The organism is Euzebyales bacterium (assembly GCA_035461305.1).
Classification (GTDB): Bacteria; Actinomycetota; Nitriliruptoria; order Euzebyales; family JAHELV01; genus JAHELV01.
This window is the reverse complement of the sequence record DATHVN010000157.1, coordinates 38,503-56,989: the sequence shown is the minus strand read 5'-3', so window position 1 is coordinate 56,989 and position 18,487 is coordinate 38,503. Positions and strand designations below refer to the sequence as shown.

At 71.6% G+C, this 18,487-nt stretch carries 16 protein-coding genes and 1 pseudogene; 7 read left to right on the top strand and 10 right to left on the bottom strand.

The features are described 5' to 3' along the window. The first annotated feature begins 131 nt into the window (after positions 1-131). Positions 132-389: a hypothetical protein gene (locus VK923_14650; GenBank protein HSJ45913.1), complete on the top strand. Its 258-nt coding sequence runs from the start codon at positions 132-134 to the stop codon at positions 387-389. Between the two features lie 15 nt (positions 390-404). After that, positions 405-692: pseudogene (locus tag VK923_14645) on the top strand (redoxin domain-containing protein). 20 nt (positions 693-712) lie between these two features. Here the strand turns inward: VK923_14645 and pfkA are convergent. From pfkA to VK923_14610, 7 genes are all read right to left on the bottom strand, one after another. Beyond that, positions 713-1,675, bottom strand: coding sequence for a 6-phosphofructokinase (pfkA, locus tag VK923_14640; protein HSJ45912.1), 963 nt, complete (start codon positions 1,673-1,675; stop codon positions 713-715). A 121-nt stretch (positions 1,676-1,796) separates the two neighbouring features. Further along, positions 1,797-2,630, bottom strand: coding sequence for a helix-turn-helix domain-containing protein (locus VK923_14635; GenBank protein ID HSJ45911.1), 834 nt, complete (start codon positions 2,628-2,630; stop codon positions 1,797-1,799). A gap of 223 nt (positions 2,631-2,853) precedes the next feature. Next, on the bottom strand, positions 2,854-3,195 hold the full coding sequence (locus VK923_14630; GenBank protein HSJ45910.1) for a hypothetical protein: 342 nt from the start codon (positions 3,193-3,195) through the stop codon (positions 2,854-2,856). Positions 3,196-3,926: 731 nt separating this feature from the next. Then, a complete protein-coding gene (locus tag VK923_14625; GenBank protein ID HSJ45909.1) occupies positions 3,927-4,100 on the bottom strand; it encodes a D-alanyl-D-alanine carboxypeptidase in 174 nt (57 codons plus the stop codon). A 277-nt stretch (positions 4,101-4,377) separates the two neighbouring features. Beyond that, on the bottom strand, positions 4,378-5,622 hold the full coding sequence (locus VK923_14620) for a class I SAM-dependent RNA methyltransferase (protein ID HSJ45908.1): 1,245 nt from the start codon (positions 5,620-5,622) through the stop codon (positions 4,378-4,380). Next, positions 5,619-6,398: a 50S ribosomal protein L11 methyltransferase gene (locus VK923_14615; protein ID HSJ45907.1), complete on the bottom strand. Its 780-nt coding sequence runs from the start codon at positions 6,396-6,398 to the stop codon at positions 5,619-5,621. Before VK923_14615 ends, VK923_14620 begins: the two co-directional genes overlap by 4 nt. Next, positions 6,395-6,718, bottom strand: a complete 324-nt coding sequence (locus VK923_14610; protein HSJ45906.1) for an antibiotic biosynthesis monooxygenase — start codon at positions 6,716-6,718, stop codon at positions 6,395-6,397. The genes VK923_14615 and VK923_14610 overlap by 4 nt, the downstream gene beginning before the upstream one ends. 163 nt (positions 6,719-6,881) lie before the next feature. On the opposite strand from VK923_14610, the gene VK923_14605 reads away from it, so the two are divergent. From VK923_14605 to VK923_14590, 4 genes are all read left to right on the top strand, one after another. After that, on the top strand, positions 6,882-7,700 hold the full coding sequence (locus tag VK923_14605; GenBank protein HSJ45905.1) for a pyridoxamine 5'-phosphate oxidase family protein: 819 nt from the start codon (positions 6,882-6,884) through the stop codon (positions 7,698-7,700). Between the two features lie 119 nt (positions 7,701-7,819). After that, on the top strand, positions 7,820-8,635 hold the full coding sequence (locus tag VK923_14600; GenBank protein HSJ45904.1) for an aminotransferase class IV: 816 nt from the start codon (positions 7,820-7,822) through the stop codon (positions 8,633-8,635). Beyond that, a complete protein-coding gene (locus VK923_14595; GenBank protein HSJ45903.1) occupies positions 8,632-8,874 on the top strand; it encodes an acetyl-CoA carboxylase biotin carboxyl carrier protein subunit in 243 nt (80 codons plus the stop codon). The genes VK923_14600 and VK923_14595 overlap by 4 nt, the downstream gene beginning before the upstream one ends. Next, positions 8,874-9,470: a biotin transporter BioY gene (locus tag VK923_14590; protein ID HSJ45902.1), complete on the top strand. Its 597-nt coding sequence runs from the start codon at positions 8,874-8,876 to the stop codon at positions 9,468-9,470. Before VK923_14595 ends, VK923_14590 begins: the two co-directional genes overlap by 1 nt. Positions 9,471-10,008: 538 nt before the next feature. On the opposite strand, the gene VK923_14585 is transcribed toward VK923_14590, so the two are convergent. Next, positions 10,009-11,148, bottom strand: coding sequence for an AI-2E family transporter (locus VK923_14585; protein ID HSJ45901.1), 1,140 nt, complete (start codon positions 11,146-11,148; stop codon positions 10,009-10,011). Between the two features lie 138 nt (positions 11,149-11,286). After that, positions 11,287-12,567: a M18 family aminopeptidase gene (locus tag VK923_14580; GenBank protein ID HSJ45900.1), complete on the bottom strand. Its 1,281-nt coding sequence runs from the start codon at positions 12,565-12,567 to the stop codon at positions 11,287-11,289. Positions 12,568-12,811: 244 nt separating this feature from the next. Here VK923_14580 and VK923_14575 point away from each other — a divergent pair, with 244 nt between their 5' ends. Next, complete coding sequence (locus VK923_14575; protein HSJ45899.1) at positions 12,812-14,644, top strand: substrate-binding and VWA domain-containing protein; 1,833 nt, start codon at positions 12,812-12,814, stop codon at positions 14,642-14,644. Between the two features lie 128 nt (positions 14,645-14,772). Here the strand turns inward: VK923_14575 and VK923_14570 are convergent, their stop codons facing one another. After that, the gene (locus VK923_14570; protein HSJ45898.1) at positions 14,773-18,420 is read right to left on the bottom strand and encodes a multifunctional oxoglutarate decarboxylase/oxoglutarate dehydrogenase thiamine pyrophosphate-binding subunit/dihydrolipoyllysine-residue succinyltransferase subunit; all 3,648 of its coding nucleotides are present in this window, start codon (positions 18,418-18,420) and stop codon (positions 14,773-14,775) included. Positions 18,421-18,487 lie beyond the last annotated feature (67 nt).

Genomic DNA, 18,487 nt, shown 5'->3' with positions numbered 1-18,487 from the left:
GCGACTGAGAACGAGACTAACCGACCGGTCAGTCAGTGTCAACGGGAGGCCCCAGGGCGCGCTCCTCAGGGTTCCGGTCCCGCTCGGCACGGTGGGTCCAGCGGGTCGATATCCTTGGGGACGTGCGAAGAGTGCTGTTGCTCCTGGTCGTCGGGGCGTTCGTGGCCGGCTGCGGGGGGTCGGCGACGGTCGACACGACCGTCGACGGGTCCAGCACCGGCAGCGCAGGCTCCGCCGGCACGGTGCGGTCGGAACCTGTCGGCACGGACGGACCGTCGGCGGGTCCCGCCGCGCCGTTCGGCACCGTGACGCTCGTGGACGGCACGAGCCTCGACGGTGCCGAGTATGCCGGGGACGACCTCGCGCTCTGGTTCTGGGCGCCCTGGTGAACGACGTGCAATCGGGAGGCTCCCGAGGTTGCACAGGTGGTGCAACAGTACGACCACAGGGTCGAGATCATCGGCGTCGCGAGCCGGGACCAGCCCCCGGCCATGCAGGACTTCGTGGCGCGCCACGGCCTGGAGGACATGGTCACCATCGCTGACGTCGACGGCGAGGTCTGGCGGCAGTTCGGTGTGGTCGCCCAGCCCGCATGGTTCTTCATCGACGCCGAGGCGGGCACCGGTGAACGGGTCCTGGGCGCGGTCCCGCGTGCCGATCTCGAGGCGCGGCTCGAAGCTCTCTCCAGATGAGCGCGCCGCTCGCCGCACCGTCAGCGTGCCAGGCGGTCCATGAGGTCCAGCAGGTCCGCAGGCATGTGGTGCACGGTGCTCCAGGCCTCCTCGAGCGGCATGCGCACAAGCTCCATGTGGATCTCGCCGACCATCACCCGGTCCTCGCCGTCGAGCAACGCCGAGACGGCGGCGTCACCCAGCCGGGCGGCGAGGATGCGGTCACGCATCGACGGGGGGCCGCCGCGTTGCACGTGTCCGAGCGTCGTCACGCGGTGGCTCAGCGTGGAGAGCCCCTCGCCGCACCGTTGTGCGACCTCGAAGGCGCCGCCCGCGTCGTCACCCTCGGCGACGACCACGAGGCAGTACTGCTTGCCCATCGCGAACGCCTGATGGATGCGGTCCTGCAGCTCGTCGATGTCGGTCGGGCGCTCGGGCACCAGCACCTCGGTCGCGCCGCCGGCGATCGCCGAGCACAGTGCGATCCACCCGCTGGCCCGGCCCATGACCTCGATGAAGAACGCCCGCTGATGACTGGCCGCGGTGTCGCGGAGGCGGTCGATTGCCTCGAGCGCGGTGTTGACCGCGGTGTCGAAGCCGAGCGTGAAGTCGGACCCCGACAGGTCGTTGTCGATCGTGCCCGGCACGCCGACGACGGCGATCCCGCTCTCGCGCGACAACGCATCCGCGCCGCGGAACGAGCCGTCGCCGCCGATGATGATCAGCCCCTCGATCTGGTGGGCCTCGAGCTGCCGGATGGCTTTGCGCCGTCCCTCGACGGTCAGGAACCGCTCCGACCGTGCCGAGCCGAGCATCGTGCCACCGAGGTGCAGGATGCCGGACACGCTGCGGGCGCTCAGGAACGTCATGCGTCCGTCGATGAGGCCCTCGAACCCCCGGTGGACGCCGTAGACCTCGACGCCGCGGGCGTCCGCTGACCGGACGACTGCACGGATCGCCGCATTCATGCCCGGCGCGTCTCCGCCGCTCGTGAGGACCGCCATCCGCTGCACGTTGCGTCCGTTCTGCTCATGCGTGTGCTCGTGCGACGCCCCGGGAGCGCGTCCTACCGAGTCATCGTTGCGACCCGGCGGTGCGCCCAAACGCCCGCACCAGCAGGGTCGGTCAGAGCTGTTCGATGTGCACGGCGAGGCCGGCCATGTCGACCAGGACCGTCGCGCCGACCGCGGTTGCCGCCTCCTCATCGACGCCCTGGCCACCGAAGATCACAGCCGTCTCGGGGTTGGCCTCCTGGCAGGCGCGCATCAGCTCGTGGTACTCCTCGATCGGGATGGACTGGGTGATGGAGAAGCAGATCAGGTCGGCGGGGACAACCTTCAGGAAGATCGCCAGGTCGCTCGCTGGCACGCCCGAGCCGAGGTGATGGACGGTGAACCCCGCGCCACGCAGGAAGTCGGCCACCATCGCAGAGGCCAGCGCGTGCCGCTCGTCGGGCGGGGTCAGGGTCACCGCGGTCCCGCGTGGGGCACCGCTGCGCCGGAACATGTCGCTGAGCTGCGCCACGATCGAGACGCAGATCTGGCTGGCACGGTGCTCCTCGGCGACCGTGATCTCGCCGTGCTCCCACGCCGTGCCGACGCGGTGCAGTGCCGGTGTGATGAGGCGGACGTAGGCGTTGCCCGCGGTGGCGCCGTCCGAGATCACCTTCTGCACGTCCGCGTGGGCGCTTCGGTCATCGCCCGCCAGCAGGTGCGCGACCAGGCGGTCGACGTGGCGGTCCCAATCGGTCTGGTTGGTGGACACGATGCTCATGGCGACGTCGAGCCGCCGCTCGGTGAGGAAGCGCTCGACGTCGGCCAGACGGACGCGAAGTCGTCCTCCGGTCTTGTACGCGGGCAGCTCACCTTTGCGCACCCACCGGTACGCGGTCATGTAGTGCACGTTGAGCCGCTCAGCGGCCTGATGCAGCGTGAGGAGCTCAGGTACGTGGCGCGCCATCCGCTGGCGGCCTCCCTTCCGCTGACGCCCATTCAACCGTGCGTCCACCAGTCCGTAAAGCCAGCCCATCCCAGCGTCGCGGGTTCGTGCATGGTCCCGATCCAACGATTCAACCCTGGTCGTCGCTAATGTTTGCTAAAGATCTCGGGCTGCGACATACTTCCCGATGTCTGCGCAAGCGGACCCGCCGCAGGTGATGCCAACGAACGACCCCTCCGCCGCATCACCTGCGGCTCTCTCGTTCTCCAGGGCGGTCGAGGCCCTCCCCTACGGCCCGCGTGACGACCGTGGCGCGCGAGCGCGTAGGTCCCGGCTCCCCGCAGATGTGGTGCTCGGGCGGCCGGCGGTCGGTGCCATCTGGGGCGCGGACCGGTCCGAGGCAACCGTCGTCCGCGGCGACGACGGCGAGCGGGAGGACGTCAGCGAGCCGTCGGGCGGCGACAGCGTCGTCGTAGGTCGGGACCTCGTTGACGAGGATGGCGATGTGGTGGTCGTGCCCGCCGCGACTGGGCACGGTGGCCGCGAGCGCACGCACGTCGTGCAGCGTTCCCGTCTTGGCGTGCACCCGACCGGGCCTGTGTGCCGGTCAGGCGGCCGGCCACCGTCCCGGTCCGGCCCGCGACGGGCAGCAGCCGCAGCCACCGACGGCGCAACGGTCCGTCGGCCATGGCCGCGAGCACCTCCACCAGCGCCTTCGCGGACAGGCGGTTGCGGCGGGACAGGCCCGAGCCGTCCGCCAGGCGCAGGCCACGCCAGGCGACGCCGACGTCCGCCAGGGCCGCCCGCGCGGCGTCCGCGCTGCCGCCCCAGGTGGGGTCGCCGATCGCCGCACCGAGCATGCGGAAGATGCCATCCGCCAGGTGGTTGTCGCTAAACCGCAGGGTGTGCGCGAGCAGCTCCGACAGTGGGGGGCTGGCGATGCGGGCGACCTCGACGGCACCCCGCGGCAGCCGCCCGACGGCCGGCGCACCGGTGATGCGGACGCCGCGTCGGTCGAGCAGGCGGTCGAGCTCGTGTGCGGTCCTCCGCGCCGGATCGGCGGCTGTGCGCCGTGCAGCTGCCCGTCGCGACGGAACAACCGCAGGCCCGCATCGACGGTCAGGCCCGACACGCGTGTGGCGTTCAGGCTCGTCAGATAGCTGTTCCGCCAGCCGCCGGCCAGCGGCTCGTCGGCCAGGACCGACGCGTCGGCGAGCACCCGGCCGGTGACCCGCGCCACCCCGCCACGTTCCGTGCGCACGGCCAGGCGGCGCAACGGTGTGGCGGGTCGGGTCATGCTCACCCGGCTACCGTAGGTCAGGATGGACAAGCCGGATCGCCGCCGCCGACGATGACGAGGTCGCCGTCGACGACGCCGGACGCGTCGGGTGCGCGGGTCGCGTAGACGCAGGTCACGAACCTGTGGTCCGCGCCGAGGATGCGCAGCCCGGCAGCCGCGGTCACGAGCTTGGGCGTCGAGGCGGGCAGCATCGGCCTGCGCGCCCGTCACTCCGCCAACATCGCCCCGTCACCGGCGGTGACCGCCAGCGCGACGGAACCCCGGGGGCGGGTCTGGGGGAGCGCTGCAGGCGCGCCAGCAGGTTGTCCAGACCCGGATGCGTGGGTGCCCGGGCCGTGGCGCGGGGACGGGTCACCGGCGGGGGCGGCAGGTCCAGCGGCACCGGACGCGCGCTGGCCACCGCGGCCGGCTGGAGGACCGCACCCAGCAACGCTGCGAGCGCGAGGACGGCCAGCCACCACCGGACGATCACGGCGTGCGGAACCCTGCAACCAGCTCCACCCGGCCGGTGTGGGTGAACTGGTCGACTCCGACCAGCTTCTCCAGGCTCATGCCGTGGTCGGTCAGGGCCCGGGCGTCGCGTGCGAACGTCGCCGGATCGCACGACACGTAGGTCACGCGATGCGGCGCGAGTCCGGCGATCCAGTCGGTCACCACCCGCCCGGCGCCGGTCCGCGGTGGATCGAGCACCACCGCGTCGATCGGGACGTCGACGGCTGGCGGTGCCGCCACGTCGGCGCGGTGGCCGTCGACCGGCAGGCCGGCGGCGTTGATCCGGGCGTCGGCGCAGGCGCCGACGTCCGACTCGATCGCCGTGACGCGGACGCCTTCGGACGCCAACGCGACCGAGAACAGCCCGACGCCCGCGTAGCAGTCCACGACGTGGCTGCCCGCGGCGACGGGCGTGAGCTCGCGGACGAGACCGACCAGCACCTCGGCCGCCGCGGTGCTGGCCTGGAAGAAGCTGGACGCACTCACCACGAACGTGTGGCCGGCCACGTCCTGGCGGACCCGGGCGCGGTCGTCCGGCCGTGCTCTGCGGTCCCGGCGCGGCAGCGTTGCCGGCAGGTGTGACGGCACCCGCGTGTCACGCCCGGTCGTCGTGACCGCCAGCGCGGTGTCCCCGGCGGTGCCAGCCTGCAGCCTGACCTCCGACACCCCGTACCACCCCTGCGCCATCTCGCGCAGCGCGGATCGTGCCGCGGGGACGAGCAGCGGGCAGTCGTCCACGGCGATCGGGTCGTGGCTGCGGGCCCGGCGAAAGCCCAGCCGCCCGTCGTCGGTCACCGCGAACCGGGCGCGGTTGCGGTAGCCGAGGCCGTCCGGGCTGTGGGGGGTGATGACCTCGACGGTCCCATCGGGCGGCTCGAGGCCGCCGATGCGTCGCAGTTGGTCGGCGATCACGGTTCCCAGAAGCTCCGCCTGGCGCGGCACCGCGATGTGCTGCGTGCTGCACCCGCCGCACTTGTCGGGACCGAAGAGCGGGCACGGCGGCGCCACCCGGTCCGGCGACGGGTCGAGCACCTCGACGACCGTCCCCCGCGCCCACCGCCGTCGCTGCTCGGTGATCCGGACGGTGACCCGCTCGCCAGGGACGCCGTAGTCGACGAAGCAGGCCCGTCCGTCGGGAAGTCGCCCGACAGCGGCGCCGCCGTGGGCGAAGCCGTCGAGCACCACCTCGACCGCGGTGTCCGAGCGGGCGTCCGTGCTCACAGCTCCGCCCGCACGGCCCGCAGCAGCGTCCACTCGTCGCCGGCAGTCGCGACCACCTCCAGCCCGACGTGCTCGAGCGCCGTGCGGACCTCGTGGGACCGCTCATTGCCGACCCCGCTGGCGACCAGGGTGCCGTCGGACGCCAGGACCTCGCGCAGCGCCGGCGCCAACCTGGCCAGCGTGGCGCTGTCGAGGTTGGCGACCACGACGTCGAACGTGCGGCCGGCCACCACGCCGACGCTGCCGTGGGCGACCGTCACCCGCGCTCCGTTGCGCGCGGCGTTGCCGGTCGCAGCCTCGACCGCGAGCGGGTCGGTGTCGACCGCGGTGACGGTGGCGCCCGCCAGCGCCGCCGCGATGGCCAGCACCCCGCTGCCGGTCCCGAGGTCGAGCACGGTCCTGCCCTCCAGCGGGATCGCGTCGAGTGCCTCCAGGCAGACGGCGGTCGTCTCGTGATGGCCGGTGCCGAACGCCTGGCCCGGGTCGAGCACGAGCTCGTCCGCCGCACCGGTCGCCAGCCAGGACGGCGTGAGGGTCCACCTCCCTGCCCGCACGGGTGCCAGCCCTGCACGCCAGCACTCTTGCCAGTCACGGGCGGCGAGGTGCTCCCACCGGCCGGCCACTGCCAGGTCCTCGAGGCGCTCGGTGAAGTACACGGCCGCCCGGCCGTCGACCTCCGCCGCGCCGACCATCCCCGCGTCCGACAGCTCGGCCCAGTGTCGTTCGACCTCGTCGAGGTCGGCGTCGAGGTGCAGGACCCAGTGACCGCTCGTCACCTCTGGTCTGCCGGGCGCTCGCTGCGCTCGGCGACCTCGAACGTCCACAGCTCGCCACCGGAGGCGGCCGGCCCGTCGGCACGCTGCTGTGCGTGCCCCCTGCCGAACGCCTGCGACTCGGTCCACGCCGTGAAGGCCTCCTGCGAGTCCCACCGCGTGTAGACGAGGTACCGGTCCTCGCCCTCGACCGGCCGGAGCAGCTCGAACGCCTGGAAGCCCGGCGTGCGGTCGACCTCGCCGGCCCTGCGTGCGAAGCGCTGCTCGAGCACCTCGCGCCGCTCGGCGGGGACGGTCAGTACGTTGATCGCGACGAATGCCATGGTCGGCTCCTGCGTGGGTGGGAGGCCCTGCCGGGCCTGGCCTGTACGATCGTGCCACGTCGGGGTGAGCACGGCCCGCGACGGGTGCGCAGGATGACGCCGCCCCGCGTGGGCGGGGCCTTCCGTGCATGGCTGCTGAAGGGGCTGGGCAGGAAGCGACGCGATGGCTGCCTCCGACACGCTGCTCGCACAGGCGACCCGGTGCCTGGTCGCCTACCGGGTCTCCGACGGCCCGTCGATGACACCGATGGCCTGCTGGTCTGACGGCGGCGGGTTGTGGATGACGACCTCACGCCGGGCGGCCAAGGTCGCCGCGTTGCGTCGCGACCCGCGGTGCGCCCTGTGGATCGAGTCCGGCGACCCGGCCCTGCCTGGCGTCGCGGTCGACGGTACCGGGCGCATCTACGACCTGTCCGATCCGATCGGGCTCGCGCTGCACGCGCCGACGATCTCGGCGGCACTGGCCGCGATGGCGGTCACCCATCGCGCGGCACTCGTCGGCTACGTTTCTGACGTGCCGCAGCTGCCGGGGCGGTGGATGCCGCAGAGCCGCGTGCTCATCCGCGTCCGCGTCGACCGGGCACGCAGCCGGCTGGCTCCCCAGCGTCGCACCGGAGTCGGGCCGCTTCTGCCGTCCGAGCTGCCCGCCGGGGTCCGACGCGCCGTCACCGGTACGCGTCGGGTCACCCTCGCGATGCAGCGTGGTGACGCCCTGACCGTCCAGCCGGCCGTCTGGAACGCCGGCTTCGCCCTCGACCTCGGCGTCGGTGCGGTCCCCGACGAGCAGACGCCAGCGTGCATCGTGGTCGACGCCCACCACGAGCCACGCCCGTCGGCGAAGGTCGGCGTGCTGCTGCGCGGCCACGTCGACGGCGGGCTGATCTTCCACCCGCGGCGCGCCGTGTGGTGGGAGGGCTTCGAGTCGTCCGCGGGGCCCGTCCAGCCCCCCACCAGCGCCAGCGGCATCACCCTGCCTGACTGATCGTCCGTGCTCTAGGCTTGCGGCAGGGTCATCGGTCGGCTGTCGGCCGCTGGTGTCGCGTGGCGTCTCCACGCCGTGATTCCCGCGGTCGCCGCGGGCGGCGTGTACGAGGAGAGGTGATGGTCACACAGATCGCACTCGTCGACGGTGTGGCCGCGCCGTTGGACCAGGCGGCGCTGCCGATCACCGACGCGGGCGTCGCACGGGGTGACGGCGGGTTCGAGACCATCGGCGTGTGGGATGGCCGGCCATTCCGGGTCGCCGACCATCTGCAGCGGCTCGACCGCACGCTCGCCGCGATCGGGCTGCCCCCCGCACCGGTGGACCCCATCCGCGGCGACCTGGCTCAGGTGCTCCAGGACCAGACGGGCGACGGCGCGCTGCGGATCTTCGTGACAGGCAGCGGCACGCGCATCGTGGCGCTCGCCGACCCGCCCGCCCGTGCGACGCTGGACCACCTGGTGTGCCAGCCGGCTCCGTGGATCCGCCCGCTGGGGACGTACGGGCCGGCGGCGGCCAAGACGATGTCCTATGGCCCCAACATGGCGGCCTCCCGGGCGGCACAACGAGCCGGTGGCGACGACGCGCTGCTGATATCACTCGAGGGCCTGGTGCTGGAGGGCCCGACATTCACCGTCATGTGGATGCGCGACGGTGAGCTGGTCGCGCCCGCGCTCGACCTGGGCCTGGTCGACTCGATCAGCCGACGCAGCATCCTCGAGGTGGCGGTCGCGGCCGGTGTGACCTGCCGCACCGGGGACTACACGCGCGACGATGTGCTGGCCGCCGACGAGGTGCTCACCTGCTCAGCGGTCCGCCCCGTGCACGCGCTGACGCGCCTCGACGACCACGACCTGCCACGACAGGCGCCGGTCACGACGCGCCTCGCGGCCGCACTGGACCGCTGGCGTCGCGGCACCACGGCGGCCCCATGACCCGAGACATCACGGCCGACATCGCCGCGAGCGTCGTCCGTGTCGAGGTGGCGGTTGGTGACGTGGTCACGGCCGACCAGGCGCTGGTGGTACTGGAATCGATGAAGATGGAGATCCCCGTGCTGGCGGCCGCCGCGGGACGCGTTGCCGTCGTGGGCGTCGCGGTCGGCGACACCGTCCTCGAAGGAGACCTGCTGGTGACGATCGAGTCGCAGCGGGACGATCAAGGAGCTGTGTGATGACATCCGCCTCACTGCCGCTGGGCCACCGCAGGGTGCTCGCCGACCTCATGCCGGGTGACCTGGTGCGGGACGTCGCACTGGTCGTCGCGGTCGCTGCGCTCACCGCGCTCGCCGCACAGGTACGCATCCCGATCGAGCCGCTCTCCCCGGTGCCGATCACCGGCTCGACGTTCGCCGTCCTGCTCGGTGCCGCAGGGCTGGGACCGCTGCGCGGCAGCCTCGCGCAGGCGCTGTACGTCGCCGTCGGCATCGCGGGCCTGCCCGTGTTCACCGGCTGGGAGTCGGGCTGGGCCTACTTCACCGGCGCGACGGGCGGGTACCTGGTCGGCTTCATCGCCGCCAGTGCGGTCGTCGGGGCACTCGCGCGCCGCGGCCTGGACCGCAGGGTGCCAGGTGCGGCCGTGGCGTTCGCGGTCGGGTCGCTCGTGATCTACCTGTTCGGGGTGCCGTGGCTGATGCATGTCACCGGCATGCCGCTGCGCGAGGCGCTCATCGCCGGCGCCGGTGTGTTCGTCGTGGGCGATCTGATCAAGGCCGCGGCGGCCGCCGCACTGCTGCCCGCCGCATGGCGGTTCGCGCGCGACGACGGGTGACCACCGCACCGTGCTGACCCGGCGTGCGCGATGGACGTCGTTCGCCGTCGCCGAGCCCGCTGAGCGGGCGGCCGCGTTCCTGATCGACGTCGGCGGCTTCTGGGTGGCGTGGGTCGCCGGCATTGATCCTGCTCATCGAGACCGGGGAGCTGGGCGCCACGCCACGGTTGACCGCGCCGCGCGCGCTGGTGTGGACCGGCGTCGTCGTGGTGGGGTGGTGGGGCCTATGACGCGCTCAGCATCAACCGCTGGGGGAGTACGGCCGGACGTCGGATCCTCGCCATCGAGGTGCGCGACACCGCCGGCGGCTTCCCGACCCGCCGGGCGGCGGTGCTGCGGACATGCGTGCGCACCGCCGGCATCGTGCTGTTCGGGATCGGCATGATCACGCTGTGGCGCGACCCCGACCGCGGAGCGCTGCACGACCGCGTGGCGGGGCACCGCGGTGGTGCACAGCGACGAGCTCGAGCACCGCGGTGGAGTCTGCCAGCGTCGCCCTGCTGCTCGACACGTCGGCCCGGCCGCGCACCGGCACGGATCAGCCCGGCACGCGGGCGCGCAGATAGCCGATCGTCCGCCAGGCGCTGGCGACGACCGGCACTGCCAGGAACGCGCCGAGGATGCCGAACAGGGCACCGCCCGCGATCAGCGAGCCCACCACGGCGAGCGGATGGAGCTGGGTCGCGCGGCCCAGGATCAGGGGTTGCAGCAGGTTGCCTTCGAGCTGTTGCACACCCAGGACGACGCCGAGCACGATCAGCGCCGTAACAGGCCCCTGCGTCGCCAACGAGACGATGACGGCGACCGAGCCGCTGACGAACGCACCGACGAGCGGGAACAGTCCGCCGAACAGCACGAGGACGCCGATCGGCAGCGCGAGCGGCACACGCAGGATCAACAGCCCGATCGTGATGCCGATGGCGTCGATCAACGCCACCAGCAGCTGACCGCGGAAGTAGGACCCGATGGTCGTCCACACCTGGACGCCGATCGCTGAGGCGTCGTCGCGCAACGAGTGCGGGAACTGGCGTCGCAGCCAGGCCGCGAGCAGCGGGCCGTCCTTGAGGTAGAAGAACAGTGCGATGACGAAGAGGATCAGACCGGTGAGGAACCGCCCGGCCTGCCCCGCCACCGATGTGACGGCACCCGAGCTGAACATGTCAGCCGACTGGATCCGCTCGCGCGCCTGTTCGATCAGGTCGTTGAGATCGATCGGCGCGAGCCCGAACGGCCCACGCGCGAGGAACATGCGCAGGTCCTCGATGCCCTGGTTGAACTGGGCGCTGAGGTCGTCGATCTGACCCGACACCACCGGCACCAGGACGGTGAACGTGGCGCTGATCACGAGCAGCGTGCCGACGACCAACAGAGCCGCGACCAGCGCGTCGCGCAAGCCGCGGGTCTTCAGCCGGACGGCAAGCGGGTTCAGGACGGCGGCCGGGAACAGCGCGAGCACGAGCGGGGCGGTCACGATAGACAGCTGGCCGATCACGAGCATGACGAGCACTACCACGGCCACGATGCCGACCACCGCCCACGCGTAGGCGCCGAGGCGGATCGTCGGGCGTTGGGTCAGGGGTCGCGGCACGCTGTCGGGCCGTGCCCGGGCCGTGGTCTCGACGTCGTCGGCCGGCAGCGTGCCCTGGTCGACTGCGGCGTCTTGTCGTCGGAACTGCACCGGTTCGTCCCTCTCGGCGTCGGGGCGGCCCGCGCGCTGCGCGTGTCGGCAGGCTTCGGGGGTGGCTGCCGGGTGGCCGCTGCACCGTACCCTTCCGCGGGCCGTCGCGACGCCTACGTACCGCGGCGCCGCGGTGGCTCAGCCGGCCGGCGCTGCCAGGTGGGCGCCGAGCAACCCCACGAGCGGCGCGACATCCATGGCGCTCGCCTGCTCGCGGCAGGAGTGCATCGACAGCGTCGGGTTGCCGACGTCGACCGTCTGGATCCCCAGCCGTGTCGCTGTCAGCGGGCCGATCGTCGAGCCGCACGGCAGGTCCGCGCGGACGACGAAGTGCTGGAGGGTCACGCGGACGTCACGGGCCCGTGCGGTCAGCCAGCCGATCGATCCCGCGTCGGAGGCGTAGGACTGGTTGGCGTTGAGCTTGAGCACCGGGCCACCGCCAAGGCGGGGCCGGTGCTGCGCCTCGTGCCGGTCCGCGTGGTTCGGGTGCACGGCGTGCGCCATGTCCGCCGACACCAGCAGCGACCGCGCCAGCGCTCTCGCACGCGCCTGCGGGTCGTCGCCGTCGACGAGCGTCACGATCCGGGTGACCGTGTCCTCGAGGAAGGACCCCCGCGCGCCCTCGGCGGTGCCGCTGCCGACCTCCTCGTGGTCGTTGGCGACCACGACCTGGGTGGCGTCGGCGTCCTCGGCGATGCACAGGGCGTGCAGCGCCGCGTGGCACGACGCGAGGTTGTCCAGCCGCGGGGCGTGGATCGCCGTGCCGTCGATGCCACCGAGCGCGGGCGGCTGGGTGTCGGCCGTCACCAGATCGTGGCCGACCACCATGGCGGCGTCGACGCCAGCCGCCTCGGCCACGATACTGCGCACTGCCGGCGCGTCGGACGCGCCCAGCACGGGCACCAGGTCACGCTGTGGGTCGAGCTTGAGGCCCGTCTCGCGCAGTTCGCGGAACAGGTGGATCGCCAGGGAGGGGATTCGCAGCACGGGCCGCTCGAGGTGGACCAACCGGGTGGTGAGGGCGCCGCCGTCGAGCACGGCGAGGCGCCCCGCGAGGGTGAGGTCCCGGTCGAGCCAGGTGTGGGCCAGCAGCCCGCCGTACGGCTCGACACCGACCTGGGCGTAACCGTGCCGCCGGACGTCCTCGGTGGGCCGGACCTTCAGCGTCGGGCTGTCGGTGTGGGTGCCGACCAGGCGCAGCCCGGCGTCCGCGCAGGGCTGCCGGCCCACGCGCACGGCGATGATGCTGCCGCCGTCACGGACGACATAGCGGCGGTCGCCGGCTGCCAGCGACCACAGGTCCTCCTCGCGGAGCTGCTGGAACCCGGCCGCCTCGAGGCGGCGGGCCATCTCGGCGACGGCGTGGTACGGCGAGGGGCCCGCCGCGACGAAGCGCAGCAGATCCTGGGCGAGGTCCATGGACGGCGAGGATAGAGCGTCGTGCCGATCCTGCCGGGGACAGTCCACCGCCGGCTGGCCGTCGGCCGGCCGGATCAGTAGAGTCAAGGACCATTCGCGAGATGGCTCGATGGTGGCGCGTCCAGCGGTCGGTCCGTGCACGACGTACGCGTCGCAGTACCGTTGGGTGATCGTGCGCGACGGCGTCTTCAGCGGCGGGCGTAACTTGTCATCACAGGATCAGCAGTCACGAGGGTTCGAAGGGGTGTGGCCGAAGGCCGGCCTCGCCGTGGCGATCGTCGCCGTGGGCATGGGGATCGGGGTGGCGCTCGCCACGTTCGTGCCACGCAACGAGCCCGCGCCCGCCGCCGGTCCGAGCGAGATGGCCGAGGAGTGTGGTGCGGACGCGGAAACCCTCGACGTGGCGGCCGACGAGGCGGTCGTGCGGATCGTGCAGGAGCTCGCGGACCGCTACACCGCCGACCTGCACGCCTCGGGACGTGACTGCATCCGCATCGAGGTCCGGCCGGTCACGGCCTCTGCGGTCGTCGGACGGCTGGTGAACGGCTGGCGGGAGGACACGCACGGGCCGCGCCCCGATGTGTGGATCCCGCAGTCCACGCTGTGGGTCGAGTTGCTCCGCGCGCAGCTCGACGAGAAGAGCACGGAGATGCTGTCGGAGGACCCGACGGTGCTTGCGCGGTCCCCGACGGTCATGGCGATGCCGCTGCCGATGGCCCAGAAGCTCGGCTGGCCCGAACGCCGCCTGTCATGGGATGAGTTCTTCAGGCTCGCCGACGCCGAGGACACCTGGGACGACGCCGGCGAGCCCGGCTGGGGGCAGTTCCGCCTCGAGCTGACCGACCCGCGGTACACGACCACGGGGTTGCAGGCGCTGCTGGCCCTCGACACGGCAACCGGCGACGGCGCAGTGGAGGCCGGAACGCCGCTGAGCCTGTTCCGGGTGCAGCGGGCGCTGGCCAACATTGACACGAGCTCGGTGGAGACGCTCGAGCGCTACGCGCAGGCCGATGCGCCGCTGCGGGCGCTGTCGGCGACCCCGCTCGAGGAGCGGGAGGTCTGGCGGTTCAACGAGACGGGTGCTCCGTCGCCCGGGGCGTCGCCGGGGCCCACCGAGACGTCGCCCGAGGCCGGCGACCGGCCGGAGCTGGTGGCGATGTATCCCGAGGGCAGCAACGACGTCGCCATGGAGTCCGACTACCCGTACGTGCTGCTGGACACGTCGTGGGTGAGCAGCGACGTCCTGCAGTTCGCCGACGAGTTCAAGGACTATCTGCTGAGCGACGCGGGCGTCCAGATGTTCACCGACGCGGGGTTCCGCACGCGCGAGAACCAGCCCGGGAAGGTCCTCCGCAACGAGGAGTGCATGCAGGCCATGGACCAGGTGGGCGCCGAGCCACCGGGCGAGCTGCCGAAGGTCGGGGCGTTCCGCAAGCTCCGCTCGTCGTGGCTGACGGTCCCACGCATCAGCAGGACGCTGTTCCTCCTCGACGTCTCCGGATCGATGCAGGAGCTCGTGCCGTTGACAGGCCAGACCCGGCTCCAGGCGACCGTCGATGCGGCCAAGGAGAGCCTGGACATCATCCCCAACGGCAGCGAGGTCGGTCTGTGGGAGTTCTCGACCGAGCTGGAGGGCGGCAGCGCCGGTGGTGACTACCGCGAGCTCGCCGAGCTCGCGCCGCTGTCGCGGGTGCGCGACGGGCGATCCCACAAGGACGATCTGACCGCGCAGCTCGACGCCATCGACTCCGAGAAGGACACGGCACTCAACGACTCCCTGCTCGCCGCGTACCAGCGCCTGCGCAACAACTACGTCGCTGGCCGCCGCCACCTCATCGTTCTGCTGACCGACGGACGCAACGATGACGCCGACAGCATCAGCCACGAGCGGCTGCTCTCCAGCCTCGCTCGGCTGCACCGTGCGCAGGAGCCGATCCAGGTCGTGTCGATCGCCTATGGCGTGCAGCCCGACCTCGACAAGCTCGCGGAGGTCAGCGAGCTCGTTGGCGGGCGCGTGGTGTCGTCGCCTGAGCTGAAGAACCTCGAGCGCCTGTTCATCGAGGCACTCGCCCGCTAACCTCCCCCGGTGCTCGGCGCCGCCCCTGTCGGAACCCGTCGGTGATGGGGTCGGTCCTCGCGCGTGGTGGGTCGGTCGAAGGGTCCAGGCACACGCCCCGCGTGCGAGGACGACAGCCCGAAGATCCGCTAGTCGAGCTCGGCGAACGCGGCGTCGAGCAGCAGCTCCTCCTCCTGCTTGTGGATCTGTGAGCTGCCGGCCGCGGGGCTCGCGCTCTCGGCGCGGCTGCGGTGGCGCAACGTGCGCTCGCTGCCGAGCAGGCGGTGCAGGCGCGCGTGGACGAACGGCCACGGCCCCATGTTCTCGGGCTCGTCCTGGACCCACAGGACCTCGGTGGCGTCCTCGTAGCGCGCCAGCACCTCGCCGAGCTGCTCGCCCGGCCAGGGGTACAGCTGCTCGACGCGCACAACGGCGGCCGGTGCCTGCATCGAGGCGCGTTTGGCACGCAGCTGGTGGGCGAGCTTGCCCGAGCAGAGCACCACGCGGCGGACGTTCTCGGGCGCGTCGGCGTCGTCGAGGACCTCCTGGAAGCTGCCCTCGAGGAAGTCCTTGGTGGGACTGGTGGCGGGCTTGGCCCGCAGCATGCCCTTGGGCGTGAAGACGATCAGCGGGCGGCGGACGTCTCTGTGCATCTGCCGGCGCAGCAGGTGGAAGAACTGCGCGGCGGTGCTGGGCTGGGTGACCTGGATGTTGTCCTCGGCCGCGCTCAGCAGGAACCGCTCGATCCGCGCAGAGGAGTGCTCGGGCCCCTGACCCTCGTACCCATGGGGAAGCAGCATGACGAGGCCGCTGGCCTGTCCCCACTTGTCCTGCGCGGCGGTGACGAACTGGTCGATGATGACCTGCGCGCCGTTGACGAAGTCGCCGAACTGCGCCTCCCAGACGACCAGCGCGTCCTTGCGCGCGGCCGAGTAGCCGTACTCGAAGCCGAGGGCGGCGAACTCGTTGAGCGGCGAGTCGTAGATCTTGAACATGGCCTGGTCGTCGGACAGGTTGGCCAGCGGCACGTGCTCGGCACCGGTCTCGTGGTCGATGAGGACCGCGTGGCGCTGGCTGAACGTTCCACGTCGCGAGTCCTGGCCCGCCATGCGGACCGGCGTGCCCTCCAGCAGCAGCGAGCCGAAGGCCAGTGCCTCGGCCATCGCCCAGTCGACGGCGTCGCGGTCCAGCCGGTCCCGGCGCTTCTCGAGCTGCCTGCCCAGCTTGGGGTGCACGGTGAAGCCGTCCGGCCACGATGTGATCGCGCCCACGATCTGTTCGAGCCGTTCCCGGCTGACGCCGGTGTCGATGTGCGGAAGGACGCCGTCGACCTCGGCCTCCAGTGAGACCTCACGCAGCGGCGGCGCCGACTCCCGCGTCTCCTCGAGCGCGGTGTCGAGCTGGGCCCGGAAGTCGACGAGCGCCTCCTCGGCCTCGTCGAGCGTCAGGTCGCCCCTGGTCACCAGCTCCTCGGTGTACAGCTTGCGCACGCTGCGACGGTTCTCGATGGCCGCGTACATGATCGGCTGGGTGTAGCCGGGCTCGTCGCCCTCGTTGTGGCCGTGCCGGCGGTAGCAGACCATGTCGACGACGACGTCCTTGCCGTACGCCTGCCGGAAGTCCAACGCCAGACGGATGACCCGCACGCACGCCTCCGGGTCGTCGCCGTTGACGTGGAAGATCGGTGCCTGGACGGTCTTGGCGACGTCGGTCGCGTACTGGCTTGAACGGCTCTGGTGCGGGGCCGTCGTGAAGCCCAGCTGGTTGTTGACGATGATGTGGACGGTGCCGCCGACGCGGTACCCACGGAGCTGGCTCATCGACATCGTCTCGGAGACGACGCCCTGCCCCGCGAAGGCCGCATCGCCGTGGATCAGCACCGGCAGCACCGGGTACCGGTCGTCGCGCCGCTCGAGCTGGTCGAGGTTGGCCCGCACCATCCCCACGACCACCGGGTCCACCGCCTCGAGGTGGCTCGGGTTGCCTGAAAGGAACACGTCGATCTCGCTGCCGTTCGGTGACCTGTGGCGTCCACGGGTGCCCATGTGGTACTTGACGTCGCCCGAGCCCTGCACGCTGTCTGGGTCGATGTGGCCCTCGAACTCGGTGAAGATCTTCTCGTAGCTCTTGCCCAGGATGTTGGCGAGCACGTTGAGGCGGCCGCGGTGGGCCATGCCCATGACCGCGTCGCCGATGCCCGCGTCGGCTGCGGCGGACAGCAACGCGTCGAGCATCGGGATGACCGACTCCGCGCCCTCCAGCGAGAAGCGCTTCTGACCCAGAAACTTGGTTTGCAGAAACTTCTCGAACGCTTCGGCCGCGTTGAGACGGCTCAGGATGTGACGCTGTTCGGCCACGTCGAGCTCGGTGCTCACGCCCTCGACGCGCTCCTGGATCCAGGTCTTCTGGTCCGGCTCCTGGATGTGCATGTACTCGATGCCGGTGGTGCGGCAGTAGGCGTCGCGCAGTAGCCCCAGCAGGTCGCCCAGGCCCATGAGCGGCTCGCCGGTGTGCAGCCCGGTCAGGAACTCGCGGTCCAGGTCCCAGATCGTCAGGCCGTACGTCAGGATGTCCAGCTCGGGGTGAAGGCGCTGGAACGTGTGCATCAGCGGGTTGAGGTTGGCGATCAGGTGCCCGCGCACCCGGTACATGTTGATCAGCTGCTGGACCGCGATCTGCTTGGCGGCGAGGTTGTCGTAGCCGCGGTCGGCCACACGCGGGTTGTCGTCGGTTCGCCACCGCGCCGGCTCGTACGGGATCTTCAGGCTCGTGAAGATCCCGTCGTAGAACTTGTGCTCGCCGAGCAGCAGCTGCTCGATGTAGGACAGGAACAAGCCGGACTCAGCGCCCTGGATGACGCGGTGGTCGTAGGTCGAGGTGATGGTGATGACCTTGCCGACCCCCAGCTCGGCCAGTGTCCGTGGGTCCGTGGCCTTGTACTCGCTGGGATAGCCGATGGCGCCCACGCCCAGGATCATGCTCTGGCCGCGCATCAGCCGGGGGACGCTGCCGACCGTGCCGACCGTCCCTGGGTTGGTCAGGGTGGCCGTCGTGTCGGCGAACAGGTCCATCGACAGCTCGTTGCGGCGGACCTTGCGCACGACTTCCTCGTAGCCGCGGAAGAACCCGCCGAAGTCGAGCGTGCCCACGTCCTTGACGTTGGGCACGAGCAGGGTCCGCGAGCCGTCCTTGCGCTCGACGTCCATCGCCAGGCCCAGGTTGATCGCGTCGGGGCGCCGCACATAGCCCGTGCCGTCGGCGTCCTCGTGGTAGCTGGAGGCCATGACCGGCATGTGCTGCAACGCCTGGACCATCGCCCAGCCGATCAGGTGGGTGAAGCTGACCTTGCCACCCCGTGTGCGGCGCAGCTGGTTGTTGATGATCTTGCGGTTGACCTCGAGCAGCTTGGCGGGCACGACCCGGATCGAGGTCGCGGTCGGCACCGACAGGCTCTCGCCCATGTTGTCGGCGATCGTGGCGGCGACGCCACGCAGCGGGCTGGCGTCCTCAGGGACCCCGTCCTCGTGGGATTCGTCGCCGTCCGTCGTCGCGTGCGGACGGGCGCGGTCGGCCTGCGCGTCGTCGGTCTCCGGCCGTCCGTCCGGTGCAGCCCTGTCACCGTTGGTCGATCGCGCCGTGTCGGCCGTCCGCCGTCCGGTCGTGGTGTCCCAGGCGGGGCGGTAGTCGCTGAAGAACTCCTGCCACGTCGCGCTCACCGACTCGGGTCGCGCCAGGTACTGCTGGTACATCTCGTCGACGAGCCAGAGGTTGGCTCCGAACTGCTGCCTGTCCGCCATTGGGCGCTCCACCGATGTGCGTGCTGACGACCTGCGCGGAGTGTTCCCGATCGCGGCGCGTTCGACC

Excerpts from the sequence above, each read along its gene's own strand:
- VK923_14570 (HSJ45898.1), bottom strand. The coding sequence starts at position 18,420 with ATGGCGGACAGGCAGCAGTTCGGAGCCAACCTCTGGCTCGTCGACGAG.
- VK923_14580 (HSJ45900.1), bottom strand. The coding sequence starts at position 12,567 with ATGGACCTCGCCCAGGATCTGCTGCGCTTCGTCGCGGCGGGCCCCTCG.
- VK923_14625 (HSJ45909.1), bottom strand. The coding sequence starts at position 4,100 with ATGCTGCCCGCCTCGACGCCCAAGCTCGTGACCGCGGCTGCCGGGCTG.
- VK923_14610 (HSJ45906.1), bottom strand. The coding sequence starts at position 6,718 with ATGGCATTCGTCGCGATCAACGTACTGACCGTCCCCGCCGAGCGGCGC.
- pfkA (HSJ45912.1), bottom strand. The coding sequence starts at position 1,675 with ATGGCGGTCCTCACGAGCGGCGGAGACGCGCCGGGCATGAATGCGGCG.
- VK923_14600 (HSJ45904.1), top strand. The coding sequence starts at position 7,820 with ATGGTCACACAGATCGCACTCGTCGACGGTGTGGCCGCGCCGTTGGAC.
- VK923_14590 (HSJ45902.1), top strand. The coding sequence starts at position 8,874 with ATGACATCCGCCTCACTGCCGCTGGGCCACCGCAGGGTGCTCGCCGAC.
- VK923_14605 (HSJ45905.1), top strand. The coding sequence starts at position 6,882 with ATGGCTGCCTCCGACACGCTGCTCGCACAGGCGACCCGGTGCCTGGTC.
- VK923_14595 (HSJ45903.1), top strand. The coding sequence starts at position 8,632 with ATGACCCGAGACATCACGGCCGACATCGCCGCGAGCGTCGTCCGTGTC.
- VK923_14635 (HSJ45911.1), bottom strand. The coding sequence starts at position 2,630 with ATGGCGCGCCACGTACCTGAGCTCCTCACGCTGCATCAGGCCGCTGAG.